The 24,902-nt window shown below is 61.4% G+C and carries 22 protein-coding genes and 1 pseudogene; 9 read left to right on the plus strand and 14 right to left on the minus strand.

Annotated features, from left to right (window positions below; all coding sequences use genetic code 11):
• The first annotated feature begins 509 nt into the window (after positions 1-509).
• On the plus strand, positions 510-758 hold the full coding sequence (locus Q4543_RS15530) for a pyocin activator PrtN family protein (RefSeq protein WP_303439583.1): 249 nt from the start codon (positions 510-512) through the stop codon (positions 756-758).
• Between the two features lie 127 nt (positions 759-885).
• On the opposite strand, the gene Q4543_RS15535 is transcribed toward Q4543_RS15530, so the two are convergent.
• From Q4543_RS15535 to Q4543_RS15545, 3 genes are all read right to left on the minus strand, one after another.
• The gene (locus tag Q4543_RS15535) at positions 886-1,290 is read right to left on the minus strand and encodes a hypothetical protein (RefSeq protein WP_303439585.1); all 405 of its coding nucleotides are present in this window, start codon (positions 1,288-1,290) and stop codon (positions 886-888) included.
• A 633-nt stretch (positions 1,291-1,923) separates the two neighbouring features.
• Positions 1,924-3,387 carry an ATP-dependent endonuclease gene (locus tag Q4543_RS15540; RefSeq protein ID WP_303439587.1) on the minus strand — a complete coding sequence of 488 codons (1,464 nt, stop codon included), beginning with the start codon at positions 3,385-3,387 and terminating at the stop codon, positions 1,924-1,926.
• A 737-nt stretch (positions 3,388-4,124) separates the two neighbouring features.
• A complete protein-coding gene (locus Q4543_RS15545; RefSeq protein WP_303439588.1) occupies positions 4,125-5,186 on the minus strand; it encodes an ornithine cyclodeaminase in 1,062 nt (353 codons plus the stop codon).
• A 131-nt stretch (positions 5,187-5,317) separates the two neighbouring features.
• Between Q4543_RS15545 and Q4543_RS15550 the strand changes: the two genes are divergently transcribed.
• The gene (locus Q4543_RS15550) at positions 5,318-5,764 is read left to right on the plus strand and encodes an Lrp/AsnC family transcriptional regulator (protein ID WP_303439590.1); all 447 of its coding nucleotides are present in this window, start codon (positions 5,318-5,320) and stop codon (positions 5,762-5,764) included.
• A 367-nt stretch (positions 5,765-6,131) separates the two neighbouring features.
• Here the strand turns inward: Q4543_RS15550 and Q4543_RS15555 are convergent, their stop codons facing one another.
• Together Q4543_RS15555 and Q4543_RS15560 are read right to left on the minus strand one after the other, a co-directional pair.
• The gene (locus Q4543_RS15555) at positions 6,132-6,821 is read right to left on the minus strand and encodes a GntR family transcriptional regulator (RefSeq protein WP_303439592.1); all 690 of its coding nucleotides are present in this window, start codon (positions 6,819-6,821) and stop codon (positions 6,132-6,134) included.
• A gap of 348 nt (positions 6,822-7,169) precedes the next feature.
• Positions 7,170-7,733: a carboxymuconolactone decarboxylase family protein gene (locus Q4543_RS15560; RefSeq protein WP_303439594.1), complete on the minus strand. Its 564-nt coding sequence runs from the start codon at positions 7,731-7,733 to the stop codon at positions 7,170-7,172.
• Positions 7,734-7,876: 143 nt separating this feature from the next.
• Between Q4543_RS15560 and Q4543_RS15565 the strand changes: the two genes are divergently transcribed.
• Positions 7,877-8,470, plus strand: a complete 594-nt coding sequence (locus tag Q4543_RS15565) for a TetR/AcrR family transcriptional regulator (RefSeq protein ID WP_303439596.1) — start codon at positions 7,877-7,879, stop codon at positions 8,468-8,470.
• Between the two features lie 29 nt (positions 8,471-8,499).
• Here Q4543_RS15565 and Q4543_RS15570 read toward each other — a convergent pair whose 3' ends face one another.
• The 7 genes from Q4543_RS15570 to Q4543_RS15600 all read right to left on the minus strand — a co-directional run bounded on the left by Q4543_RS15570 (position 8,500) and on the right by Q4543_RS15600 (position 17,259).
• Positions 8,500-9,411, minus strand: coding sequence for a sugar kinase (locus Q4543_RS15570; RefSeq protein WP_303439597.1), 912 nt, complete (start codon positions 9,409-9,411; stop codon positions 8,500-8,502).
• Between the two features lie 77 nt (positions 9,412-9,488).
• Entirely contained in the window at positions 9,489-10,232 is a 744-nt protein-coding gene (locus Q4543_RS15575) for an SDR family NAD(P)-dependent oxidoreductase (RefSeq protein ID WP_303439598.1), read from the minus strand.
• 51 nt (positions 10,233-10,283) lie between these two features.
• On the minus strand, positions 10,284-12,590 hold the full coding sequence (locus Q4543_RS15580) for a heparinase II/III family protein (RefSeq protein WP_303439600.1): 2,307 nt from the start codon (positions 12,588-12,590) through the stop codon (positions 10,284-10,286).
• A 119-nt stretch (positions 12,591-12,709) separates the two neighbouring features.
• Positions 12,710-14,254, minus strand: coding sequence for an extracellular solute-binding protein (locus Q4543_RS15585; RefSeq protein ID WP_303439602.1), 1,545 nt, complete (start codon positions 14,252-14,254; stop codon positions 12,710-12,712).
• A gap of 29 nt (positions 14,255-14,283) precedes the next feature.
• A complete protein-coding gene (locus tag Q4543_RS15590) occupies positions 14,284-15,165 on the minus strand; it encodes a carbohydrate ABC transporter permease (protein ID WP_216005283.1) in 882 nt (293 codons plus the stop codon).
• A 4-nt stretch (positions 15,166-15,169) separates the two neighbouring features.
• Positions 15,170-16,165 (minus strand): sugar ABC transporter permease, encoded by a 996-nt coding sequence (locus Q4543_RS15595; RefSeq protein ID WP_216005282.1) that lies wholly within the window; start codon positions 16,163-16,165, stop codon positions 15,170-15,172.
• A complete protein-coding gene (locus Q4543_RS15600) occupies positions 16,162-17,259 on the minus strand; it encodes an ABC transporter ATP-binding protein (RefSeq protein WP_303439605.1) in 1,098 nt (365 codons plus the stop codon). Before Q4543_RS15600 ends, Q4543_RS15595 begins: the two co-directional genes overlap by 4 nt.
• A 221-nt stretch (positions 17,260-17,480) precedes the next feature.
• Here Q4543_RS15600 and Q4543_RS15605 point away from each other — a divergent pair, with 221 nt between their 5' ends.
• From Q4543_RS15605 to manD, 6 genes are all read left to right on the plus strand, one after another.
• On the plus strand, positions 17,481-18,173 hold the full coding sequence (locus Q4543_RS15605; protein ID WP_303439606.1) for a GntR family transcriptional regulator: 693 nt from the start codon (positions 17,481-17,483) through the stop codon (positions 18,171-18,173).
• A gap of 155 nt (positions 18,174-18,328) precedes the next feature.
• On the plus strand, positions 18,329-18,595 hold the full coding sequence (locus Q4543_RS15610; protein ID WP_303439608.1) for a hypothetical protein: 267 nt from the start codon (positions 18,329-18,331) through the stop codon (positions 18,593-18,595).
• 73 nt (positions 18,596-18,668) lie between these two features.
• On the plus strand, positions 18,669-18,845 hold the full coding sequence (locus Q4543_RS15615) for a hypothetical protein (RefSeq protein WP_303439610.1): 177 nt from the start codon (positions 18,669-18,671) through the stop codon (positions 18,843-18,845).
• Positions 18,842-20,200 carry an MATE family efflux transporter gene (locus tag Q4543_RS15620; RefSeq protein ID WP_303439612.1) on the plus strand — a complete coding sequence of 453 codons (1,359 nt, stop codon included), beginning with the start codon at positions 18,842-18,844 and terminating at the stop codon, positions 20,198-20,200. The genes Q4543_RS15615 and Q4543_RS15620 overlap by 4 nt, the downstream gene beginning before the upstream one ends.
• Before the next feature lie 210 nt (positions 20,201-20,410).
• The gene (locus Q4543_RS15625) at positions 20,411-21,535 is read left to right on the plus strand and encodes a Gfo/Idh/MocA family protein (protein WP_303439614.1); all 1,125 of its coding nucleotides are present in this window, start codon (positions 20,411-20,413) and stop codon (positions 21,533-21,535) included.
• 7 nt (positions 21,536-21,542) lie between these two features.
• On the plus strand, positions 21,543-22,769 hold the full coding sequence (gene manD, locus Q4543_RS15630) for a D-mannonate dehydratase ManD (protein WP_303439616.1): 1,227 nt from the start codon (positions 21,543-21,545) through the stop codon (positions 22,767-22,769).
• Between the two features lie 495 nt (positions 22,770-23,264).
• Here the strand turns inward: manD and Q4543_RS15635 are convergent.
• Positions 23,265-24,280: pseudogene (locus tag Q4543_RS15635) on the minus strand (transposase); the annotation flags it as partial.
• A 204-nt stretch (positions 24,281-24,484) separates the two neighbouring features.
• On the minus strand, positions 24,485-24,901 hold the full coding sequence (locus tag Q4543_RS15640; RefSeq protein WP_303439618.1) for a hypothetical protein: 417 nt from the start codon (positions 24,899-24,901) through the stop codon (positions 24,485-24,487).
• Between the last annotated feature and the right edge of the window lies 1 nt (position 24,902).

A 24,902-nucleotide genomic window follows, 5' to 3' on the forward strand; every position in this document is an offset into this window, starting at 1 on the left:
TCCGCCGTGGCGACCTGATCAGCCTTGGACCTCTCCGAAGGTCGGCGCTCTTACACCACCTCTCGGGGCACTACCCGCCACGGCGCCGGGCTTGAAGACCTACTTCGCAGGTTTCCTGCCATTCAGGGCGCAACCTTTCGCGCAGCAATCGAAAAATGCCTGATCCCTGGCGCCTCCACGGGTGATCTTCGGAACGCTTTAGACGCGGCCTGTGAAACGCTGCTTTCTTTAAGAGAGGAGGATTTCCGCCCGCTGCCTGTTGATGCCGAAGGGCGGATGGATGTTGATGCTGGGCTACGTTGGTATGCAACCCGCTTTCGAGACCTTGCGAAAGCCGCACAGCGCATGTGACCCTCAGATGGCCCGCGACCGCGTTTTCGTGCACGGGGGCCATCCCAGCTCTATTTTGCGTTAAAGAACCCTGGACAGAAATCCGCGCCCGCATCAGATAGCGTCTCCATTTCTCGGTCAGGCGGCAAACAGACGCCAGATTCAAAATGGGAAAGCAAATGAACACATTTTTTGTCCTGATGGCGAAATACGGCCCCGAAGTGATGATCCCCTCCGAAATCGTTGCCAGAGATTGGTTCGGGGTTGAGAAGAGCAAATTCAACGAAAAGGTTCGAAACGGTGAAATCCCGCTTCCCGTCATGAGGATGGAAGATAGCCAAAAGAGCCCGCGTGGTGTGCACATTCTGGATCTGGCAGAATACTTGGACAAGCGCCGCGAGGAAGCACGCCTGCTCGGGCGGACATAAGCATATAAGACCCGAAAACTTACCCAGGCTCGGCTCGGAGTAGATATTGGGGTGCTGGGCACAAATTTGGCCCGCCTGTCAAAACGCGCAACGGCGGCGAAGCGCGAGTAATTTGGGCTATCCCACGCTATAGATCATTTGGGCCTGCGACCTGACTACTTCGGAAAATATTCTCAATTTCAACGTAGTAGCGCAGCCGGTCATGCTGCGATCGGCCTTGAGTTCGTCCGTAGATCGAACGAATATCTCGCCCTTCCGGCTTCACAACCCACCCCAGCGCCCTGAGCACGGTTTCAGCTTCACCTCGGATGGTTCGCCGCGTCGCCTGATCCCGGGCCAACGGCACGACATGCGCAACCGCGTTGTCGGCACAACCATGATGACGCTGCAACTCAATTTTGACGGGCTGTATTGAATGCCTCTCCTCGATCCAGCAGCAAACTCGGACAAGATCGTTTTTAAGGCGTTCCTCAGCTTCAATCGTGCGCTGAATCGCTGCGACAACGTCCGGGGGTCGGTTGAAATCGGTCATGATGCCCCTTCGACAAGAATGGCCTTTGCTTATGCAAGAGGTGATAGGGAGCATCGCGTACCGCTGCGCTCACATCAATATCCCGTTTCTTTGCTCGCTGTGGCCAAACGGCGCTCAATGCGCCAACGATGATCAAAACGCTGACCCCGATCAAACCGAAGCTGACAAGTATTTCTGCTGTGACGGCGTCGAGCATAGCATTCGCCTCCCGAGATTGCTTCCACACCATCTTGGCACAGGTTCCCCTTCGTGGCGAGCATCCGCTTCAACATGTAACCGGAGAGGAGTGGTGCATTGAGGAAGCGGCCTTCAGCCGCAACTCCCTTGAGCTGCGCTCAGGCCTACGGAGGCAATCGACCATGCGGCCTTCTGGGGAACATGATGCCTTCCGGCCCATAGCCGACCTCCGTTACTGGCACAGCGAATGTCTCGTGTCAGCCCTTACTTTGGACCTAAGTTATCGCGCCGACTTGCGCGCTCATCATGCCAAAAAACTTTTGACGCGGATACTCAGCGCAACGTCTAAGAAGAGTGGAGGCTCCTTCCATTCGGCTATGCAAAAGTAGCCTCATGGTAGAGCCCCGTCCAGTCATTCATATATTGGGCTCTAAGATGAAATGTTAGTGGGTGAGCCTAACTGATAGCCGCCTTGAGGCTTTCTGTGAATCTACTGAAGTCGATCACAGTCGGCAAATCCGCAGCCAATTTCTCGACAAAAACTTCTTCCGAGATGCCTCGATATTTAAGATCCTTTAGAATTCGGCGATAGAATTTTTTACTTTCCGATGAAGTGCCTTTTGGAAACTCTTTCCGATGCTCTTCCGCGAGCTCCGCGATTGAAGTTATCGTGAAGTATTTGTCGCCAATCATCTTCTTGACGCTTCCAGATCTCCCTTCAACGCAAACTTCCAAGAGAAACTTCTCTATACTTTCCACAGGTAGAAAAATCTTCTTTTGATGTTTGTAGTCGTCTGGAACCTTGTCCCTCATGTCACCATCAATGATGCTCAGGATACTTCTTTCAAGTCCCAAAACATTCCCTGCTAAAAGATCGCGGTGAAGCTTCAAAACGTTTTCCCAGCCTCCAACTGGAACGACATGAATGAGCCTACTTTGTAATAGACCTGCTTCTTCAATTTGCTTCTGAACAAGTATCTTGGCGAGCACATCTTCAACCAGTATCAAGGTGTCGAAGCCATCGTGTTTGTAAACATCTCGAATAACGTAACTGGGATAAGCGGGATTGATAGATTCGACTTTCCCGCCTTCGTTCTCGATCTTGAAGATGTTCTTGGGGTCAATTCGGCGAATAACCTCTGGAGAGTGAGAAGTTAGGATCACCATGATGTTCTCATCTTTCTCTACTAAGTCATTGATAGTCGATAGAAATCGATATACCGCAATAGGGTGCAGGGCTACTTCAATTTCATCAATGAGGGCGAGAATAAATTCACTCTTAGGCAAAGAGCGCCTGACAATTGCATTATAAACAAAGTGGAGAAGGGTAATCAGGAGGCATTCACCAGAACTCATCCTATACTGACTGATGAGTTTGCCGCCGACGTCGTTGAAGTAAGGAGTGTTCTTCAATCCGTGCTTTTTTGCGATATCACGATTTCGAAGCTTTTTCAGTCCCGAGTATTTTCCAGGAGTTCCGTGAAGTATGTAGCTAAGTTTGTCTTTAACGTATTCGTCGGCATCTACAATTTCATCACTTCCAAGAGTTCCGGATTTCAGAAGCGTGTCGACAAGGCGAGAATCGTGAAACCGTGAGCCATAAAATAGGCTGCCCTCATACATACCATTTATCTTGAGGCGGCTCCCGTCATCAGCCCACCAGCCTTTGGTTGGGTGAGGTTTCCAAGTGCGCGAATCTCCGGCTATTGAGATTTGGACTTTGGAATCGGGGCCGTAGTCATCTTCGTCAAGCTGCCGAAGTGAGCCTCTCAAAAATGCTTGAGAAAGAGCTTGTAAAATCGTGCTCTTCCCAGAGCCGTTCCCTCCGACGATAACACTGGTTCCTTTGGAGAGAGGGAACTCCATGAACGCGTGGTCTACGTTCTTGATGTTGTCTACCTCAATAACGATGGTGTCCATGTCGCTCTCTTCCGATGAATGATATTCAGCCCTAAGTATCAACAGAGTAGATCGCAGTCCATGTGAGACAGACCATAACTGCGCCATTTGTGATCGCAGGGGAGGCAGGTATGAGCCGTAGAACGCATCCCCTTGCTGAACATCAGTCTTACTTTGCAGAGCCTTCAGAAGTTTTTCTTGGCAACGCGGCAGTTCTTTGAGTTTTTTCGCACATGCGACGCTCATCCAGATCGCAGTGAACGGCCGCTTCCCACCGCTCTGCACAGGTTACGCCATAGAGAAATGGCTCTACGCATGCTCTTGCACCGTGGGGTTCAAGCCTGCAGAAAACGACCATCTCCCGCCCATTTGAGTTGGCTGTAAAGGCTGCCGGAATTGCTTCTACATAATCCCAAGATTAACATTTTCGCCAAACCAAAGCGATAATAAGGTTTAGGGTGCAACATTCGGTGCAACAGATTTTGCCGGAGTCAGTTTCAGCCAATAAAACAAGGCGCCTCAGGACTCCTTGGGACCATCCATCATCGGCGCGACGCTCAGGCGAGCGGCACGGACAATGTCTAGGTTGCCTTCGTTCATTGGCTTTACAAGCTCGCTCATCGTTTCCGCGCCCCTCGGTTCGGGGCCCGTTTGTCCCTGTTTTCGACCCCGGTGCAACCCAATGTTGCCCCAAACCCGAAATGTTGAATGGCCGCGCGGGGGATTACGGTGAAATCAAGGTAGCGAAAAGCGGCAGGTCATGCGCCCGGCGCTCCGGCGCGGCGTACCATGCCGAACAGGTCGCGCGGATCGTCCGGATCGGCGATCAGGTCGAGTTGCTCGAACAAGCCGGTCTTGGTCAGTTGATCGCGCAGATAACGCAGGGCCGAGAAATCCTCGGTTGCAAAGCCGACGCCGTCGAACAGAGTGATCTGGCGCGCGTCGCGACGGCCCTGCGCGGCGCCGGTGATCACCTGCCACATCTCGGTGACGGGGAAATCTTCGGGCATCTGCTGGATCTCGCCTTCGATGCGGGTCTGGGGCGGGTATTCGACGAAGACATCGGCGCGGCTGAGGATATCCTTGTGCAGCTCGGTCTTGCCCGGGCAGTCGCCACCAATGGCGTTGATATGCACGCCCGCGCCGACCATGTTGTCGGTCAGGATCGTGGCATATTGCTTGTCGGCGGTGCAGGTCGTGATGATCTGCGCCCCCAGAATCGCCTCTTGCCCAGTGGCGCAGGCGGTGATCTCGAACCCCTGATCGGCAAGGTTGGCGATGGTCTTGCGCGTCGCCCCCGGGTCGACGTCATAAAGCCGCAGCTTGTTCACGCCGCAGATGGCGCGAAAGGCAGTGGCCTGAAATTCCGATTGCGCGCCGTTGCCGATCAGCGCCATGGTGTCGGCCCCCTTCGGCGCAAGGTATTTCGCCACCAGAGCCGAGGTCGCCGCCGTGCGCAGCGCCGTCAGCACCGTCATTTCCGACAACAGCACGGGATAGCCGGTGCTGACCTCGGCCAGCAGGCCAAAGGCGGTCACGGTCTGCAGACCCTCGGCGGTGTTCTTGGGGTGACCGTTGACATATTTGAACCCGTAGACATGGCCATCCGAGGTCGGCATCAGCTCGATCACGCCAACATCCGAATGCGAGGCCACGCGCGGCGTCTTGTCGAACAGTTCCCAGCGGCGGAAGTCGGCTTCGATATAGTCGGCGATGCCGGACAGCATGTTTTCGATGCCGATGTGATGGATCAGGCGCAGCATGTTTGCGACGCTGACAAAGGGCACAAAGGCCAGCTTGGAGGGCTGGGGAGCAGACATGGTATACCTCGCAGGGGACATGTCTGCGATTATCCGCTATAAGGATTGCAAGGAATATGACGAAACTGCTGTGAAATGCGCTATCGGCTATACAATATGCCAGTGTGAATTGCACAAATTGCAGGAACAGCATGTCAAAGCCGAACGCCGCCAAGCATATCTTCGACGATCACGACCGCACCCTCATCGGCCTGCTGCGGCAGGATGGCCGCGCCCCGGTGTCCAAGCTGGCCGAGATCATGGGGGTGTCGCGCGGCACGGTGCAGGCCCGGCTTGACCGGCTGTTGGCCTCGGGCGCGCTGCTGGGGTTCACCGCGCGTGTGCGCGACGACTACGATGCCAGCCACATCCGCGCGGTGATGATGATCGAGGTGTCGGGGCGCAACACCACGCAGGTCATCAACAAGTTGCGCCGCCTGCCAGAGCTGACCGCCCTGCACACAACCAGCGGCAAATGGGACCTGATCGCAGAGATCATGGTGGACAGCCTTGCCGATTTCGACCGGGTGCTGCGCGAAGTGCGAGTGGTCGAGGGGGTGCTGAACAGCGAAACCAACATTTTCCTGTCAAGCGTCTGATCCCATCGCCAACCGGCCCGGGGGTTGCAGATCGCGCGGGTCCTGACGCCCCTTGCGCGATGCGCTCCGTCACACCCCGTGCCATGAGCGTTGGCCCGATAGCGCCCAGGCTGGAGCGATCGCGCCGAACTGATCGAGATGCCAAGGACGCGGCCACATTCAAAGGCAGCGTGCGTCTGCGCATTGCGCAGGCAGGCAAGAGTTGACCCCGGCGCCGCTGTCCGACCCGCCTTTTCAAGCTGGTCGACGCTATGGGCGAAACCTGCGGCGGTCTTCGACAGGGGCTGAAGGCTCATTCGATCAGAGCCTTGCAGGCTAGCACGCCGGGAGCATTGCAAATCGAACGCGTGGCAGGCGGCGTCTGGGGCTATTGCGCGAGATCCCTGCCGTAGTGCGACAGGATCGCCTTGATGTTCTCCGGTTTGGAGGAAAGCTCTGCCCTGTTCGCGACGGCGCCAAGATGGTGTTCCATGATCTCGATGGCGCGCGGGGCATCGCCCTGCCGGATTGCCTCGATGATCTGCGAATGCTCGTCGACGGCGCAGTCGGAGGAATGGCTTCGGGCATAAAGCGACATGATGAGAGAACAGCGCAGGACCACATCGCCAACGAAGCGCGCCAGCACGTCATTGCCGGTAAGCTCTGCCAGAAGCATGTGAAACTCGCCCGCCAGACGGATGGAGACCGGGCCGTTCTTGCCGTTGACGCTGTGCTCACGGCGCAGATGCGCCTCGAGGCGATCGTATCCGCTTTGCGCCATGCCCTGACACAGAATGCGGACAACTTCCTTCTCGAGGCAACGGCGCACGGCAAAGACATGCTGCGCCTCTTCCTTCGAGGGCTCGGCGACAAAGGCGCCGCGATTGCGACGGGTCACGACGAGGCCCTGATTTTCGAGCCTGACCAGAGCGTGGCGCACGATGGTGCGACTGACGCCGAACTGTTCGCCCACCGTGTCTTCGGGCAGGCGCATTCCGGGCTTCAGCGCTTGCTCGATGATTGCCTTGCGCAGCAGGTCATGCACTGCGTCGGTCAGGGTGGTCTTGTTGTCGCTCATGTCCGCTCTGCCCGTAAAAATCTGCCCCGTCATATCGGGTACAACTCTTCCGTCAACTGGAGACAATAGCATTGGATGGCGGCGATTCGCGCCAAATAACCGAGAAATCGTATCCGATACTGGCCAGGTCAGAATACAATGCTCTGCCGCCGAGAGAAACAGAATGCGGCCAGAGTTACGGCTGCGCAACTCTGCGGCAATCTCTGGCGGCGCAGGCAGCAAACCCTGCCGGGACAGCGAGCGACGTGTCGCCTAGGCAGCGCGCCAAGGGCAAGACGCCGAATGGCAAAGGCAGGTGCGGCCGGTGTTCTGGCCGCGATGGGCGGGGGTTGCCCCCGCCCGCAGGTGTCAGCGCTCTGACACGGGGGTCCATGCGAACTGCTGCATCGGCGCATCGACCGGCGTGTCCGCGAGGTGGTTGGTGTAGTTGCTCATCACCTTCTGGGCGATGCCAAGCACGATATCCAGAACGCTCTGCTCGGTGTAGCCAGCGGCGTAGAAGGCCTCCAGCTGCGCGTCCGTCGGGTTGCCCCGGCTGTCGGTCATCGCCAGCGTGAAGGTCCGCAGCGCCTCGAGCTTGGCGGTCGGAAGCGGGGTTTCGTCGCGCAGGGCGTTGCTGATGGCGTCATCGACCTTCATCATCTTGGCGATCCCGGTATGGGCGGGCACACAGTAATGGCAGGCGTGGTAGACGTTGATGGTCTGCCAGACGACGGTCTTTTCCTCGGCATCAAACGAGGTTTCCTCGGCGAACAGGCGGTGCAGCACCTGATAACCATCAAGCAACGCCGGCGAGCGCGACATCACGGCGTGCAGCCCGGGCAGGCGACCAAAGGCGGCTTTGGATTTTTCGATCAGCGGCACGGCGGCGGCGGGAGCGGTGGTTTCGTCGAGCTTTGCGAACTTGGTCATGAAAGCAGTCCTTGCGTTTGCTTTTGCGGATGGCTGCAACCTGTACATTCTTGAGCGATTGCTCAAGTATTTTCTTGAGTGATCGCTCAAACGTTATCGTGAAGCCATTGCATGGAACCGCGCATCCCCCCTAATTTGCCGCCATGGCACGTACCGCATCGTATGACCGCAACGCCGCGCTTGAGACGGCGATGAACCTCTTCTGGACGAAGGGCTATCATGCCACGTCGCTCAAGGATCTGGAGGCGCGGTTGCAGATGAAGCCGGGGTCGATCTACGCCGCCTTCAAAAGCAAGGAGGCGCTGTTTCGCGCCACGCTGGATCGCTACGCCGCGCGCATGAGCGCTGAGCTCGAGGCGTTGATCGCCTCCAGCCCGACGCCGCTTGAGGCGCTACAGACGCATCTGCGCTCGCTGGCGGTGATTGCCCCTTGCGATCGGCCCTCAACGGCCTGCATGTTGGTGAAATCCCTGCTGGAAGCCCCGCAAGAGGACGAGCTGCGCGATTTCATCACCGCGCATCTGGACCGGGTCGAGACGCTGATCGCCGCCGCCCTGAATGATGCCCAGCGCAAGGGCACGCTGCCTGCAACCTGCGACACCGGGCGGCTGGCGCGGCGGGTGCAGACTTATATCTTCGGACTGAAGGTACAGGCGCAGCGCGAGACGGATCCGGACCGGATGCGCGACCTTTGCCATGATCTCGCCGATGAGATTGGCCGCGCGGCTGCCACCTGAGACAGGCCCGCGCCCGCCCCCGAAGCCGGTCAGGCGGCGCTGGACAGGATGTCTTCCATCGTCACCGGCACCAGCGCACCGCGCTGCGCGATCACCCGGCCCGCCACACGGGCCGCGAGGGTCAGGCGGCTGTCCATCGGCAGGGACAGCTGGTCGGTGGCGAAAAACCCGGCGTTGAAACTGTCGCCCGCGGCGGTGGTGTCGACGGGCTGCGCGCTTGGCACGGGCGTCACCTGCCCGCTCTCGCCGCCCTCGCGCCAATGGATCGCGCCGGGGCCGTTCTTGACCACCACCGTGCGCGCCGCTGCATAACGCGCCAGCGTCGCCGCCGGGCTGGCATCGCCGAAATGGCCCTGCTCATCCTCGAAGGACGGCAGCACGATGTCCGAATGGTCCGCGCCCAGCATGATCCAGCGCCGCATCTCGGCCGGGCTGCGCCACAGCGCGGGACGCAGGTTCGGATCAAAGGCCACCCGCGTTCCCTGCCTGCGGGCGCTGTCGATCGCCTCGAACAGGCGCAGGCGGGCGGAGTCTGACAGGATCGCCAGCGTGATGCCAGAGAAATACACCATGTCCGCCCTCGCCATGGTGCGGCGCAGGCGGCCCCGGTTCTCTGCCAGCTTGCGCGCGGCGGATGTCTCACGCCAGTAGGAAAAACTGCGCTCGCCGTCTTTCAGCGCGATCATGTACAGGCCCATGGTCCGGTCGCTGCGACGGTGCACGTAATCTGTGTCGATGCCTTCGGCCCGCAGCATATCGAGGAACCTGCCCGACAGCGCATCCTGCCCGACGCAGGTATGATAGCCGCAGTCCACATCCGGGCGAAGGCGCCGCAGGTACCAGAGCGTGTTGAACGTGTCTCCGGCAAATCCCTGCATCACCTGCCCGGCGGCATCGGGGGCCAGTTCGACCATGCATTCGCCAATGGAAATGAAACGCATTGCGTGAATCCCTGGGTGGGGCCCCGCCCGGCGACCAGAGGCAACCGGGCGGGGCTTTGAGGTAAGGCGCGCGCGCCTTAGCTGAACAGCACGCCGCCGTTGATGTCGACGTTCACGCCGGTCAGGAATGCGCTGTCGGACGAGGCGAGGAAGGCCACCGCGTTGGCGACATCTTCGGAGGTGCCCTGACGCTTTACCGGGGCGGCGGCTTCGTAGCCACGGCGCGCCTGATCGGGGGTAAAGATGTTGTGGAAATCGGTGTCGATCATGCCGGGGCACAGCGCATTGACGCGGATTTTCGGCCCCAGTTCCTTGGCAAGGCCACGGGTCAGGGTCATCACCGCGCCCTTGGAGGCCGCATAGGCCGCAGCGCCCGCGCCGCCGCCGTCACGCCCGGCCTGGCTGGCGAGGTTGACGATCGCGCCTTCGTCCATATGCTCGAGCGCCGCCTTGGTCATCAGGAAGACGCTGGTCAGGTTCAGCTCCATCACCTTGTTCCAATGCTCCAGATCCATCTCACGGATGGTCTTGCGCGCGATCAGGCCGCCCGAGTTGTTGACCAGCACATGCAGCCCGCCAAAGGTGTCGACGGCGGTCTGCACCAGCTTTTTCACCTGCTCCGGATCGTTCAGATCGCCTTGCACGGCGATGGCTTTGCCGCCCTGTGCCTCGATATGCGCCACGACCTTCTGCGCGCCTTCGGCAGAGGAGAAATAGTTGATGACGACATTTGCGCCCTCGGCCGCCAGCTTGATGGCGCAGGCCGCGCCGATGTCACGGCCACCGCCGGTCACGATGGCAGTTTGTCCCTTGAATCGCATGGTATCTTCCTTCTTGTAGATTGGGTTTTGCCGGAGAGGTCCGGCGTTGTTTCAGGTGTTGGCCAGCTTTTTGAGAACCACCCGGAAGGCGTTCTCGTCCGCGTCTGTGAAGTAAAGGTCGGCGTCATAGCCCTGATCGTCGACAAAGTGAAAGATCCGCTTGGGCGCTTCAAGGCGATAAGGCACCAGCAAGGTGGCGATGCGGTGCCGCGTCGCCGCCGGATAACGGGCGGTCAGGAAGGTGCTGACGGGCAGGCCTTCGTAATCCTTCGGGTCGACATCGGGGAAATCGGTGGTCTGGGTGATCTCGGGCTTGCCTGCCTCGGACCAGACGACCTGTCCGTAGAACCCGGCGCGCTGGCCGGTGTTGCGGAACGATGTCTGCCCCAGATCATAGCGGTTGTTGGCGTGCAGCAACCAATCCACCGTGACCGGCTCCGAAGCATCCACCTTGTCGACGATGACAAAGTAGCTGTTGCGGACGAAATACACCTCGCGTTCGGCGCGGGTCACCTCGGGCGACAGGCTTTGATAGGCCGCCGTGGCATCGCCGTGGATGAACACGTGATCCTCATGCTGCTCGGCCGCGAGGATGCGCCCGGTGGCGGCCATGGCGCGGGCCTTGTCCTTTTCGGCGTATTGGCCCTTGCCGTTGATCAGGATGGCGTTCTTCGATCGGGTCTGGCGCCGCCAGTTGCGGTGCATGGTCGAGCCAAAGGCGACGTAATAGCCCGACTGGATCGCCAGATCCTCGCCGTAAGCCGACAGGCAGAAGGCGTTCTGATCGCCATGGCTGTGGCTGACCGAGCCGAAGGGCGAGGATTTGAACACGAACTGGATGTGCTCGTCCGGGTCCGCCATGGCGTGCTGCACGCCGACCCAGCCGATGCCGCGAAAGTGTCGCATGCCGCCTTCGGGCGGGGTGGCCTCGACCTCGGGATAATCGGTGCGAAAGGCCATTTCGTCAAAATTGGTGTCCCACCAGCCCCAGTTGTAGAACGCGCCTTCGGTGCCGGGGTTCAGCCTGAGGTTTTCCTCGCAATACCACTGGTACGCCCCGTTGCCGGTGACCCCGGCAAACTGACGCATGTTGAGCCCGGTCTTGATCCCCGGAAGCTCGCCCTGCGTACTGTCATCGCCAAAGGTGGCGCGGCGGGTGTCGGGGGCCTTGCAGAACAGCGGGAAATCGCCGGTGTTCTGAAAGAACGGGCGCTTGTACAGATCGATGCCGCTGAAGGATTTCAGCCGGTTGGCCGCGTCGATCAGATAGGCGATGCCCATCATCCAGTAATTCGTGCCCTCGGCCCAGCCACCGTCGCTGTCGCCCCAGGGCGAATAGACGGTGAACAAGAATTCGACGCAGTAATCGAGCCATTCGCGGGCCTCGTCATCGGCGTCATCTCCCAGCAGCGCGATGCAGGCCGGGATGATGGTCAGCGAGACCGAGCGCACGGCGTGGCTGTCATAGGGGAACAGGTGGATCTTGGCGTTGATCATCGCGTGTTCGGCGATGTCGCGGGTGCGTGCCAGCAGCGCGCCGCGCACGGTGGCGCGCTCGTCTTCGGACAATGCGCCATGCAGCCAGTCATAGCCCCAGGCCAGCGCGTTGTTCACGCGATAGGCCCATTCGTCGGTATAGGCGCGGCTGGTCATGCCCATCGGGTCCCAGCTGGCCAGCTCCAGCAGCCATTCCTTGGCGCGATCGGTCATTGCCGCGTCATCCAGAACCGCGCCGCCGATGGCGAGGTGGCGGATGGCGTACCACGCCTCTTGCAGGTCGATGTAGGTCTGGCGCCAGACCGGCGGGGTGCGCTGGTGGTTGGGGTAGCCAGCGGGTTCCGTCATCACCGGGCGGTCCATCCACGGCAGCACGGATTTCTTCAGGAAGACATCCCAGCCGCAATGGCTTGGGTCCGCCGCCACCGCCGCCTTGAACGCGGCCAGCCGGTCGGGGCCGAGCCACAGGCGCGGGTGCGCCATGTCGGCCTTTGCAAAGCGATCCTTGCGCGCGGGCAGCGGCGTTTCCGGCAGCCCTTCGGCGAGGGAGAAGGCGCGTTCCTGCGACCAGGTCGTTGCCTGTTTGCCCACCTCGTCGCAGGCGGCAAAGGCCCAAGTATAATCGCCCGGCGGCAGCGCCGCATCGGGGGTGAACATGTTCCAGCGGATCGGGCCGAAGGTCTGCGGCGCTCCGTCGGCAGGAGTGATGCGCAGCAGGTAGCGCGCTTCGTCCTCGATCACCGGCAGCCAGGTGAACCGCGGCGGGTTCTCGGCGATCACGGCATGTGCCTCGGGCGCGTAATGGATCGTCAGCCGACCGGCGCGGGGTTCGTCGAGCGTGGGAAGAGAGGTGCCGGACATGGGGGTTCTTTCGAATTGGATATGTGGGTCAGACAAGCTGCGGACGCGGAGGGAGGAGGAGGCCCGCGCCCGCCGGACCGCTCTGGTGACGCGTGGTCAAAAGAGCGGCCTTTGTGCGTTCAGCCGTACTGGCGGGCATAGGCCGAATTCATCGCATCCAGAACCTTTTCCAGCCCCATCTTGTCGAGGGTCGACATGTAATCGTCCCAGTCTGCCTTGACGTCGCCAGAGCCGAGGATCCAGGCCTGCTGACGTTCCAGCATGTAAGACAGAAGGCTCGGCCAGTACTTGTCAAAGACCGCCTGTTCGCCCTTGTCGAAGGCAACGCCGAGGAACTGGTCGACCAGCAGATCGTTGGCATCATACAGTTCGATGCCCTCGCGGGCGGCGGGGGCTGTCCACTGCCATTCGTAGCGATAATCCATCCAGTAGCCGCGATAGATCTGCGCCCCCACGGTGTACATCTGGGTGTTGACCGGCGTGTCGCTGTTGAGCACCGCATCGGTGAACACCGGCTCGCCGTCGATCATGTTCCAAGTCTCGCCCTCGACGCCGAAGTTGGACAGCAGGCGGCCCTTTTCGGTGAACCAGAAGTCGAAATACTTGATGGTCTCGACCGGGTGTTCGTTGGAATAGGAAATCGCCCAGCCATCCGGCTTGATCGGGGTGCGACGGTGTTCTTCCATGCGCACGCCGCCCGCAGATTTCGGCGGCAGGAACGGCGCAAAATCAAACCCGGGGATCTTTTCGGCCAGCGCCGTATTATAGCCAGAGGTCGAGGCGAACCAGTCATGTGTTACCCCGCCCAGATTTTCAGACAGAAGATACTCGCGCGCCGACGAGCCGCGGGTGAACACTTCGGGGTCGATCAGACCTTCGGCGTACCATTTGGCGATATTGGCGATCCCGTCACGATAGGCCTCCTGCGCGTAGGGGTGCACGACCTTCCCATCCTTGACGTAGAAATCGTGATACGTGTCAGACCCAGAAGAGCGCGCATCCCACAGCGTCAGCAGACGCAGCACCTCTTCCCAGTCGCGGGCGAAATAGGGGATCTCGTCCTTCTTGCCATTGCCATTGGGGTCGTCGTTGCGGAACGCGGTCAGCACCGTGTAAAGCTCATCGACGGTGTCGGGCTGCTCCAGCCCCAGCTTGTCGAGCCAATCCTGACGGATGTACCAGGCCCGGCCGAATTTGCCATCGGGCAGATAGGGGATGTAATACATCTTGCCGTCAAAGGCCGAAATCGCCTGACGCAATTCCGGACGCTCGTCGAAGAACGCCTTGATGTTCGGTGCGTGCTCTTCGATCAGATCGTCGAGCGCAAGGAACGCGCCTTCCGGGCCGTATTGGTTCACCGGCTGCTGGATGCGGTTGCCGCCCACGATGTCCGGCAGCTTGCCCGTGGCCAGCAACAGGTTCATCGCCTCGTAATTGTCCTTGGTGTTCTTGCCCGAGGTCGCGTCCTTGAGATGGATGCCAGTCATCTCGCGCGCGGCAAGTTCGACCGGGTAATCCTCTTGGTAGCCCTGACTGCGGGGCCAGTGCATGTGGATGGTCAGCTCGAGCGGGTCGCTGACGATGGTCAGATCGTCCTCGGCCCATGCCGGCGCGGTCAGGATCGTGCTGGCCAGAGCCATGGCCGTCAGTTTGGTGATACGCATTCCAAGTCCTCCCTTGGGGTGTACACAGGTCATTCCTTCACTCCTCCGAGAAGAATGCCCTTGCTGAAGTATTTCTGCAAAAACGGGTAGATAAGCAGGATCGGGATGATCGAGCAGACGATGATCGCCGCGCTGACCGTTTCCACGCTGTAGTTCGCGGTCAGCAGGGTCGAGGCGAATTCCTGATCGTCGGTCAGCTCCGCGATGGTCTGGCGCAGGTAGACCTGCAGCGGGATCTTGTCTTCGTTCTGAAGCAGGATCATCGCCCAGAAGAAGCCGTTCCAGCGCGACACGATGCAGAACAGCGCGACGGTGGCGATGGCCGGTTTCGACAGCGGGACAAAGACCTTCCACAGCACCTGGAACTCGCTGGCCCCGTCCATCCGGGCGGCTTCCTCGAAGCTTTGCGGAATGCCTTCGAAGAAGTTGCGCAGCAGGATGATGTTGAAGCCGCTGACCGCGAAGCCGATGATGATGCCGAAGTAGCTGTCGAGCAGGCCAAGGTCCCGCATGTTCAGGAAGAACGGGATCATCCCGGCATGGAACCACATGGTGAAGGCCACCATCAGGTTCCAGAACCGCCGCCCGTAAAGCTGCGGGCGCGACAGCGCGTAGGCACCGGGAATGATGAACGCAAGGCTCATCAGCGTGCCGAACACCGTGTAGACAAAGGTGTTCTTGTAGCTGATCCAGAACATCGGTTCGGACAGCACCCGCTTATAGGCTTCGATGGTCCAGCCGACCGGGGTCAGCACGACGTTGCCGGCGCGCGCCTCGAAGCCTGAACTCAGCGACAGCGAGGCGATGTAGATGAACGGATACAGGGTCGAAAGGGCGAACAGGCCGATCAGGATCATGTTGACGATGACAAAGAGGCGATCGCCACGCGAGTAGAGATTGAGGTTGTTCATGGCGTCACCACAACGATGTGCGCGAGAAGCGCTTTGAAATCATGTTGGCGGAGATCACGAGCACAAAGGCCACCACCGCGTTGAACAGGCCCGCCGCGCCGGCAAGGTCGTATTGCCCGCCCTGGATGCCCTGCCGGTAGATGAATGTGTTCACCACATCCGCCGTCTCGTAGGTGGCGGGCTGGTACAGCAGGATGATCATCTCGAAGCCGACTTCGAGGATGTTGCCGATGCGGATGATCAGCATGATGATGATCGTCGGCAGGATGCACGGAACGGTGATCTTCCACATCATCTGCCAGCGGCTGGCCCCGTCGACCACGGCGCTTTCGTACAGCGTCGGCGACACCCCGGCGATGGCCGCAAGGTAGACGATCGACTGAAAGCCCGCCTCTTGCCAGACCCCGGTGCCGATGAAGATCGGGCGGAACCATTCGGCCTTTGTCAGGAAATAGATCGGATCGACCCCGAACCAGCCGAGGATGGTGTTCACGATGCCCGCTGATGGCGAAAACGCCGTGATGACGATGCCCGCGATGATCACCGAGCTGATGAAATGCGGCAGGTAGACGATGGTCTGCGCCACGCGTTTGAACCAGGCGTTGAGCACCTCGTTGAACATCAGCGCCAGCAAGATCGGAACCGGGAAGCCGAACAGCAAGCCGTAGGCGCTGATGATAACGGTATTCTTCAGCGCGCGCAGGAACTGGTCATTGCCGAACAGGGTCTGGAAATGTTCCAGCCCGACCCACGGGCTGCCTTCGATACCCCGAAAGATCGAGTAATCCTTGAACGCGATCTGAAGCCCGTACATCGGCTTGTAGAGAAAGACGAGCAGCCAGATGATGGTCGGCAGCAGCAGCAGGTACAGCTGCCATTCGCGCTTCAGGTGGTCGCCGACACGCTGGATGCGCGAGGCTGCGCGGTTGCGCTGTGCCTCGCGGGCCTGAAGCACCAGCTCTTCGGTGCGGTTGCCTTCGATTTCAGGGGTATGGGTCATGCCGCCTGCTCCACCGCCGTGGTCTGGCCGGGCAGCGCCATGCCGGTGTCCGCATCAAAGACGCGCAGCAGGCCCGGCTGCACGGCGAAATGCGCGTGTCCGGTCGAGGCCGGCACATGGCCGATGGTCTCGTGCCGGATGACGAAGGGCTCGCCGCCAAGCGTGGCATGGATCAGCGCCTCCGAGCCCAGCGTTTCCACCAGATCGATCTCGACGGCGACGCCGGTGGCGGCCAGCGTGGCGAACTCGGGCCGGATGCCAAGGATCACCTTGCGCCCTGATTCCAGCCCCGGCAGCGACGGCAGCGGCAGGCTCTGGCCATGGAAGTCCGCATGGGCCATGCCATCCCTGACCGCGACAACCGCATTCACCATGTTCATCGGCGGCGAGCCAAGGAACCCCGCGACAAAGGTGTTCACCGGGTTCAGGAACAGATCCATCGGCGTGCCGACCTGCTCGATCCGCCCCTCGCTCATCACCACGATGCGGTCGGCAAGGGTCATCGCCTCGACCTGATCATGGGTCACGTAGATCGAAGTAACGCCCAGCCGGTTGTGCAGCCGCTTGATCTCGGCGCGCATCTGGCTGCGCAGCTTGGCGTCGAGGTTCGACAGCGGCTCGTCGAACAGGAACACCTTGGGGCGGCGCACGATGGCGCGGCCCATGGCGACGCGCTGGCGCTGACCACCAGACAGATCGGCGGGGCGCCGTTCAAGGTAATCGGTCAGGCCGAGGATGGCCGCGACCTCATCGACGGATTCGGCGATCCGGTCCTTGGGTTCCTTGCGGATGCGCAGGCCGAAGGCGATGTTCTCCGCCACGTTCAGATGCGGGTACAGTGCGTAATTCTGGAACACCATGGCCACGTCGCGGTCTTTTGGTGCCACCCGATTTACCCGCCGCCCATCGATGGTCAACGTGCCGTCGCTGATCTCCTCCAGCCCTGCGATCATGCGCAGCGTGGTGGATTTCCCGCAGCCCGAAGGCCCAACGAGGACGACGAATTCGCCCTCTGCGACGTCGAGTTCGATGCCATGAACAACGCGCAACGCGCCATAGCTCTTGACGATACCGTCGAGGCTGACTCCGGCCATGTGCTCCTCCCTAAAAAGCGAGCCTCGGGTCGGTCGAGGCCGCAGGTCCTGCCTGATTGGTGGCGGCGAATCGGCGCAAAGTCAAGTCTTGTATCCAAGTTGGGATACCAGTATTTTCGGATCAACGCGTATCTGCGCCACCACGTCCGGCGCCCCTTCCCGCCCCAAGCTGGAATTGAAACGCGTCCTCGGTTATGGGGGAACGCTCAAAGGGGAACCGTATGACGAAGACCGCCAGCCTGACCGCCAGCCGCCGCAACAGCGTCGACGATATCGTCGATCACCTGTACCGCGAGATCACGTCGCTGCGCCTGCTGCCCGGCACGCGGATCTCGGAAACCGACATCGCATCGCAGTTCGGCGTGTCGCGCCAGCCGGTGCGGGACGCCTTCCGCCGGCTGGAAACCATGGACCTGATCCTCGTGCGCCCCAAGAAGGCGACCGAGGTCAAGAAATTCTCCATGCGCGCCATCGAGAAAAGCCGGTTCGTGCGCGCCGCGGTCGAGGCCGCAGCCCTGCGCAAGGCGGCAGAGCTGTGTGACAAGGCCGGAGGGTTCGAATTGGACTCACGCATTGCCTTGCAACACAAGGCTTTGGCCAATGAGGATTATTCCGGATTTGGCGCGCTGGATTACGCCTTTCACAAGGCGATCTGCGAGATCGGTCAGGTGCCCTTTGCCTTTGACATCATCAAAGAGGAAAAGGAAAAGGTCGACCGCCTGTGCATCCTTGGCCTGTCAAAGGAACGCCGGATGCCGCAGCTGATCCAGGATCACGAGGACATCGCCGCCGCCATCAAGGCGCATGATGCCGAGGCCGCGGTCGCCGCCGGAATGCGCCACCTGTCACGTCTGGATGAAACCATCGCAGCCATCCAGATCAACAGCGCCGCCTATTTCACCGATGACTCCTAAGCCACACCGCATCTCGCGATAGAGGATGCTGCGATCGGGGTAAGTTTTCTACCTCTTGCAAAAAACAACTTGTATCCCAGATTGCATACCAACATGATGCCTTCCATGGACGTGGCGCTGGGAGAGCAGCGCCCTGCCCTTCTGGGAGGAAATGCATGACCGATATCATCCTCGCGAAGCGATTCTCTGCCGCCGCGGTGGCTCTTGGACCGGTTCCCGGCGGCGCGCAGGCTCCGGAGCTGCACGGCCGGGCTATCCACGTGGGGGATGCCCCCGCCGCCATCGCCAAGCAGAGCCTTGTCACGAACCTGAGCGAAAACACCGGCAACAGGGTCCAGGCCACCGTGCGGTTCAAACGACCCGGCGCCTTTGATCAGGTCTTTGCAGGCACCCCGGATCGGACCGAGGCCAATCCGACATGATCCGCAACGCCAGATAACAGCAGTGTCGGGGATCGCCCAAAGGCGGCCCCCATCCCGCGCGAAAGCTACTTACATGACACCCCAACCGCATTTCGTCACGCGGATCGGACAGGCGCCGTGCGCCGTTCGGTCTTCCGACATGCTCCTTGCCTCCACCGCCTTGGTGGCGCTGACCGCCCTCGGCGACACTCCCGGTGCGATCCTGCGGATGCCTGGCATCGGCCCCTATCTGCCGGAAGTGTTGCCGTGACCGCCGTCGGGGCTGGCGGCATGAGCGCCCTGCGCAGCCCCGGCGGGCTGTTCGCTCTGGCATGGCCCATGGCGATGCGGATGCTGATGCTGCACGGTATCGTGGTGGTCGATGCATGGCTGGTGGCGCCGCTAGGCGAGGCATCGGTCGCCGCCATCGGCCTCGCCAGTGCCGTGGCGGCGCTGCTGCTCGGGGCACAGAATGCCTTTGCAAACGCAGCGCAGATCCTCGTGGCGCAGGCTTGGGGATCGGCCTCGCCATCGGCTCTGCGCAGTGCCTGCCGCACCGGGCTGGTGATCAACCTTGCGGTCTGCACGGTGGGGCTGTCGGTGCTGGCGCTGGCCACCGATCCGCTGCTGTCCCTGTCGGGACAAAGCGCCGAGGTTCAGGCGCAGGCCCGGCTGTACCTGTTGATCTTCATCGGCGTCGTGCTGGCCGAAGCGGTCGGGCAAAGCCTGTCGGCGTTTTTCAATGGCTGCGGTGACAGCCGCGCACCGTTCCTCAGCTACATCGTGTCGGTGCCGATCAATGTCGGCCTGTCATGGGCGCTGATCCATGGCACGGGCGGCTTGCCGCAGCTGGGGCTGGCGGGCGCCGCCGTGGGCAGCGTGCTGGGCTCGCTGGTGCGGGCGGGCTACCTCGTCTGGCGCGTCTGGCGATCCACCGATAGCTGGCGCCGCGCCGACTCCTTGCCGCTGCGCCCGGCGCTGCGGGCGCATCTGGCCTTTTCGCTGCCGATTGCCGCGACCTTCTTTAGCGCGCAGGCGTCGGGCAGTGTCTGCATGTTGATCTATGCGGCCTATGACGTCTACCAGTTTGCCGCGCTGACGCTGGTCATGCCATGGATCAACGTCGTCGGCACCCTCGGCATGGCATGGGCGCAAGCCGCCGGGATCGCGGTGGCGCAGCATCTGGGCCAAGGCGGCGGACGGGCAGCGATGGACCATTTCCTGCGCATGGTCTGGCGCGGATCGGCCGGGTTGTCGGTGCTGGTCTCGGGGTTCTACGCCCTGCTGATTCTGGAAGCCGACAGCCTATACGCCGCGCTCGCGCCGCAGACCCTGACCGCGCTGGCGACCTTCCTGCCGGTGCTGCTGATCTTGCCCTGGCCGAAAAATTCCAACGCCATCTGCGGCAACACCCTGCGTGCGGCGGGGCGGACGGTCTACGTCATGCATATCTTCTTGTGGTCGCAATGGGCCTTCAAGGTGCCGCTGAGCGTGGTGCTGGTCTTGTGGCTCGACACCCCCGTGGTCTGGGTGCTGGCGCTGAACCTCGCGGAAGAATTCGTCAAATTCATCCCCTTCCATCGGGGCATGCTGAAGGGGCGTTGGCGCGATGCGTTGCCGGACTGAGCCCGCCCCCTGCCCCGTCGCGCCTGACCGGGCCAGACCAGCACCCGCTCTGTTGGCGTTGCCTGCGTGCCCGGCGCGAGGCGGCCAGCATGAAACGCGCGCCGCGACGCGCATCTTGGATGCCCTTCTTGTATCCAAGATTGAAACATTCTTACATCACCAAGCGCGCGGGCGTCGCCTGACGCGCCTGTCATCATCGGGGGGAACGACATGAAGGTGCTGATCGCAGGAACGGGCTTTGCCGCCGAAGGGCACGCCGCTGCCTTTCGTGCGGCGGGGGCAGAGATCACCGGCATCGTCGGGCGCACCCCGTCGGTGGTTGCCGAGCTGGCGCAGCGGCTGGAGATCCCCTACGCAGGCACCGACTGGGCCAGCGCGCTGAAGGCCTGCCGCCCCGACATCGCGTCCATCGCCACACCCGGCGGCGCGCATCACGACCAGATCACCCAAGCCATCGACGCAGGCTGCCATGTCTTTTGCGACAAGCCGCTGACGATCACCGGCGAATCCGCGCGCGAGCTTGCCGACCATGCGGCGCGGGCCGGGGTCAAAACCGCCTATGCCGCCAGCTTTCGCTACACCCCCAGCGTCCAGCACGCCGCCCGACTGGTGGCCGAAGGCGCCATCGGCGAGCCGACCGAGGTGGAGTGCATCTCGCATTTCAACCTCGAACGCGGCATCCCTTTTGGCTGGTCGCACCGCGCCGAACAGGGCGGCGGGCGGCTCAACAACAACTTCACCCACACGCTGTCGATCGTCACCGCCGTTGTGGGCGAGCAGATCACCCAGATCACCGGAGATCTGCGCGACGACATGCACCGTGCGCCCATCGTGGACGGCGTCCACAACTTCGCCACGCGTCGGGAGTTCATCCCCGAAGACCTGTCCGCTCCGGCGCTGGACTGGGGCGACAGCAACGTCGAATGGTCCTACACCGTTCTGGCCCGCATCGACAGCCCGCTGGCGGCGCAGCCCGTGTCGGTGCTGTTCAAACATGGCGGTCTGGTGCCGCGCTTTGGCGACGATCACATCGTGTTCTACGGCACCAAGGGCGCCGTCCACCTCAAGGGGCATTACGGCAGCGGGCAGGTCTCGCTGTATGGGGCCGACCGTGACTGGCGCGCCCTGCCCTTGCCCGATGACATCGCATCGACCCTGCCAAAGGTCGCCGGGGAAACCGAACTGTGCTGGCACATCCTTGCGCGCGATTTCGTCCGCGACCTCAGCGGAGAGCCCGCCGCCCCCTATCCAACCTTTCGCGAAGGCGCGCAGTACCAGCAGATCATCGACCTGCTGCGCGTCGGCGCCCCGTGGATATCCGCCCCCAAGCTGTGAGCCAGACATGAAGATCACCAATGCCAAGGTATTCGTCGGCGGCCCCGGCAAGAATTACGTCACGCTGAAGATCGAAACCGATCAGGGCGTCTACGGGCTCGGCGATGCGACGCTGAACAACCGTGAAACCCTGCCGGCAGCGTATTTGCAGGACTACCTGATCCCCTGCCTGATCGGAATGGATCCGCGCCGGTCCGAGGACATCTGGCAGTTCTTCTATCGCGGCGCCTATTTCCGTCGTGGGCCGATCGCCATGGCGGCCTTTGGCGCCATCGACATGGCGCTGTGGGACATCAAGGGCAAGCTGGCCAACATGCCGCTGTACCAGCTGTTTGGCGGCAAATCCCGCGACGGCGCGCTGGTTTACGCCCATGCCACCGGCGCCGACCTGCCCGACCTGATGGAGTCCATCGCGCATTACGTCGATGCCGGTTACAAGGCCGTGCGGGTGCAATGCGGCATCCCCGGCATGCCGTCGGCCAGCTACGCCGTGCCGGAAACGTCGGGCGCGTCGAAACACTACATCACCGATTTCAGCGGCATCCGCCCCAGGACCGAGATCTGGGACACCGACCGCTACATGCGCTACATGCCCGGCGCCCTGACCGAGATCCGCGAGCGGTTCGGCCCCGACCTGAAACTGCTGCACGACGTTCACCACCGCCTGACCCCGCGCGAGGCGGCGCAATTCGCCAAGGCGGTGGAGCCGGTCAATCTTTTCTGGCTCGAAGACCCGACCCCGGCCGAGGACCAGACTGCGCTCAAACTGATCCGCCAGCATTCCACCACCCCCATTGCCATCGGCGAGGTGTTCAATTCGCTGCACGACTGCCAGCATCTGATCGAACAGGAGCTGATCGATTTCATCCGCGTCGCGGTGACCTATGCGGGCGGCATCACCCATGTGAAACGCATCGTAGAGCTGGCAGGCATGCACCACATCCGCACCGGATTTCACGGCGCGCCCAGCCATTCGCCGCTGTGCATGGCGGCGCAGGCCCATCTGAACGCCTGGGCGCCGAATTTCGGCATTCAGGAATATCTGGTGCTGGGCACCCCGGAATGCGATGCGCTATTCCCCTCGGATCATCAGATGCAGGACGGGCTGTTCCATGTCAGCGATGCGCCCGGCCTTGGCGTCGATTTTGACGAGACGCAGGCCGCCCGCTACTGCTATGCGCCCGGCAGCCACCCTGTCGTGCGCCTTCAAGATGGAACGCTCTGGAACTACTAAGCGCGGCGAGGGCTATGTCCCGGCCTGATCCAACGCCCTGTGCCCCTACGGCATTCCTCTCGGCTTAACGAGACTTGGTCGCAGGGCCTACACAGGCGTTTTCAGTTTCGGGGCGGAGCTTATCTTGCCACGCCCCATACTCTGCCGCTCGGTGTTCCTTGATGAGCCCCCCTCGGCAGCGATCTGCCAGACGCCCTTGAGCGTCCCTCTTTGACGTGCCCGCCCCTATGTGTCGCATCCGGTCAAATGCTATGGCGGCGGCTATAACAGCTCTGGCTTGATGATATGCCAATCCATCATCGCCCTTAACAGCGTCTTTGCGGCCGATCCGGCATTGATGCACAAACAGGTGACGGATTCACTTTTTGAATACAGAGACGTAGCAGGCAACTCCCCCCCACGAAGTACAAGATCAGGAACTTGGCCTGCTGCTGGTTTCGTGGACAGCGGGTAGGGTTTGCATAGCGCGGCCCTCGACCGCCATGGGATTGGGTCGCCCAGCTTCGAGGGGCGGCGCCTCGGACTGTAGAAGCGCTCAATGAGGTCAAACACGTCGGCACGGAGGGCATCACGGGTGCGGTAGAGCTTGTGGGCCGTCCGGTCGGTCTTCATCGCCGAGTTGTTCCGGACGTCGCCGGCGCGGTTCATCCACTGCCCAGCAGGGCATCTGCCATGCAGATGTCTCGAAAGGAATGAGCATGTCCGTGACCAGCGAGGCGCCCCGGTCCGCCTGCATCGACCAACCGACAACGCGCCGAAAGAAGAGGTCGAGCAGGACCGAGACGTAGAGCCAGCCCTCCGCGGTCCAGATGCAGGCGACGCCGGCAAGCCCTGTCTGATTCGGACGGTCGGCCTTGAAATCACGGTCGAGAATCTTGTCGGCGATGACCGAGCGTTCAGCGTCGTCCTACTGCTTCCCGCGTCGCTTCGGCCGCGCCCTCATTGTATCCCGGCGCATCAGCCGTTCGATCCGGTGCAGTCCGCAGGCAGGCCCACCCTTGGGCACGCCGCGCCATAGGTGCAGTCGCTGGCTTTGAAGCTCTAGTCGATCTCCACGATGAGCTTCGCCTCGTAGCTTGCCCGCGCGCTGATCGCTCGCCCGGGCCAGACGTGGACGCCCCACCGAGACACGCCCAGAGCGTCGCACATCCAGCTCACTGGCCAGATGTGCCGATGCTTCGCAACGAGTGCGAACGTCATGGCGCGTCCTGCGCGAATTAGGCGGTCGACCATTGCCCTCGGACCGATGGCGAATAATGGTCTCACCCTTTTTCAGGATGCTTGAGCTTGGCGACCTCTTTCTTCAGGGCTGCGATCTCGGCAAGATCAGCGCGCTGCTGGCCATTGCCAGAGAACGCCCCGGTCGGCGCCGCCGCTTCACGCATCCACCGCCGTAGAACGCTCGCGGCCAGTTCCAAATCACGGCATGTCTGGGCCACCGCCAAGCCTCGCACGGTCACGAGCTTCCCCGCCCCCGGCTTGAACACGCGACTGAACTTCGGCGTCGTCATCTCCACTCTACAGTTCCATCGTCACGATCTTATCTTTGTGTCCATGAAACCGGCAGCAGGCCATGACGCGCAGATCAGTTCAAGTGCCTTCGCTGCAAGTCGCGGGGGTTTCCAAAAGTCAGCTCGGCCTCAATTGTTGGGCTTACGCGCAGTGACGTCTCGGCCCATGCTGCCTGTTTCGACTGCAATGCTAGCGTTCGTAAGTTACCGGGCGAGGCGGAATGAAACAGCGTCCGTAGATACCTTGATACCAACACAAGCCTGACTTTGATCGACACGGCTGTTGTTACCACCGGGGCCTGAGCAATCCAGCGCGATGACGCCCGGCGGCGGCTTGGTATCGGTGGGGATGTCGTGGATCGGGCGGCGCTCTGGCGGATCAGCCTGCGGGCAAGGATTGCCGCCACGGCGACAAGCGCGGTGAGTGACAGGATCTACGGCGTGCGATCCCGCCGGGCAGGATGCCCCGGTAGCGCGCGCGGTGTAGGCGATCGGATTGCAATAGCTGCGATAACCCCGGCCCCACAGTCTCGGCGTGCTCAGTCTTGGCGTGGCGCCGACCATGATGATGGTCACGGCGATCAGCGCCAGAATGGCGACGATCCGGGCAAAGGCCCCCAAG

It is taken from the genome of Salipiger sp. 1_MG-2023 (assembly GCF_030547555.1).
In the GTDB taxonomy this organism is placed as follows: domain Bacteria; phylum Pseudomonadota; class Alphaproteobacteria; order Rhodobacterales; family Rhodobacteraceae; genus Salipiger.

Coding starts and splice junctions, on each gene's coding strand:
- Q4543_RS15530 (WP_303439583.1), top strand. CDS start 510: ATGAACACATTTTTTGTCCTGATGGCGAAATACGGCCCCGAAGTGATG.
- Q4543_RS15535 (WP_303439585.1), bottom strand. CDS start 1,290: ATGACCGATTTCAACCGACCCCCGGACGTTGTCGCAGCGATTCAGCGC.
- Q4543_RS15540 (WP_303439587.1), bottom strand. CDS start 3,387: ATGGACACCATCGTTATTGAGGTAGACAACATCAAGAACGTAGACCAC.
- Q4543_RS15545 (WP_303439588.1), bottom strand. CDS start 5,186: ATGTCTGCTCCCCAGCCCTCCAAGCTGGCCTTTGTGCCCTTTGTCAGC.
- Q4543_RS15550 (WP_303439590.1), top strand. CDS start 5,318: ATGTCAAAGCCGAACGCCGCCAAGCATATCTTCGACGATCACGACCGC.
- Q4543_RS15555 (WP_303439592.1), bottom strand. CDS start 6,821: ATGAGCGACAACAAGACCACCCTGACCGACGCAGTGCATGACCTGCTG.
- Q4543_RS15560 (WP_303439594.1), bottom strand. CDS start 7,733: ATGACCAAGTTCGCAAAGCTCGACGAAACCACCGCTCCCGCCGCCGCC.
- Q4543_RS15565 (WP_303439596.1), top strand. CDS start 7,877: ATGGCACGTACCGCATCGTATGACCGCAACGCCGCGCTTGAGACGGCG.
- Q4543_RS15570 (WP_303439597.1), bottom strand. CDS start 9,411: ATGCGTTTCATTTCCATTGGCGAATGCATGGTCGAACTGGCCCCCGAT.
- Q4543_RS15575 (WP_303439598.1), bottom strand. CDS start 10,232: ATGCGATTCAAGGGACAAACTGCCATCGTGACCGGCGGTGGCCGTGAC.
- Q4543_RS15580 (WP_303439600.1), bottom strand. CDS start 12,590: ATGTCCGGCACCTCTCTTCCCACGCTCGACGAACCCCGCGCCGGTCGG.
- Q4543_RS15585 (WP_303439602.1), bottom strand. CDS start 14,254: ATGCGTATCACCAAACTGACGGCCATGGCTCTGGCCAGCACGATCCTG.
- Q4543_RS15590 (WP_216005283.1), bottom strand. CDS start 15,165: ATGAACAACCTCAATCTCTACTCGCGTGGCGATCGCCTCTTTGTCATC.
- Q4543_RS15595 (WP_216005282.1), bottom strand. CDS start 16,165: ATGACCCATACCCCTGAAATCGAAGGCAACCGCACCGAAGAGCTGGTG.
- Q4543_RS15600 (WP_303439605.1), bottom strand. CDS start 17,259: ATGGCCGGAGTCAGCCTCGACGGTATCGTCAAGAGCTATGGCGCGTTG.
- Q4543_RS15605 (WP_303439606.1), top strand. CDS start 17,481: ATGACGAAGACCGCCAGCCTGACCGCCAGCCGCCGCAACAGCGTCGAC.
- Q4543_RS15610 (WP_303439608.1), top strand. CDS start 18,329: ATGACCGATATCATCCTCGCGAAGCGATTCTCTGCCGCCGCGGTGGCT.
- Q4543_RS15615 (WP_303439610.1), top strand. CDS start 18,669: ATGACACCCCAACCGCATTTCGTCACGCGGATCGGACAGGCGCCGTGC.
- Q4543_RS15625 (WP_303439614.1), top strand. CDS start 20,411: ATGAAGGTGCTGATCGCAGGAACGGGCTTTGCCGCCGAAGGGCACGCC.
- manD (WP_303439616.1), top strand. CDS start 21,543: ATGAAGATCACCAATGCCAAGGTATTCGTCGGCGGCCCCGGCAAGAAT.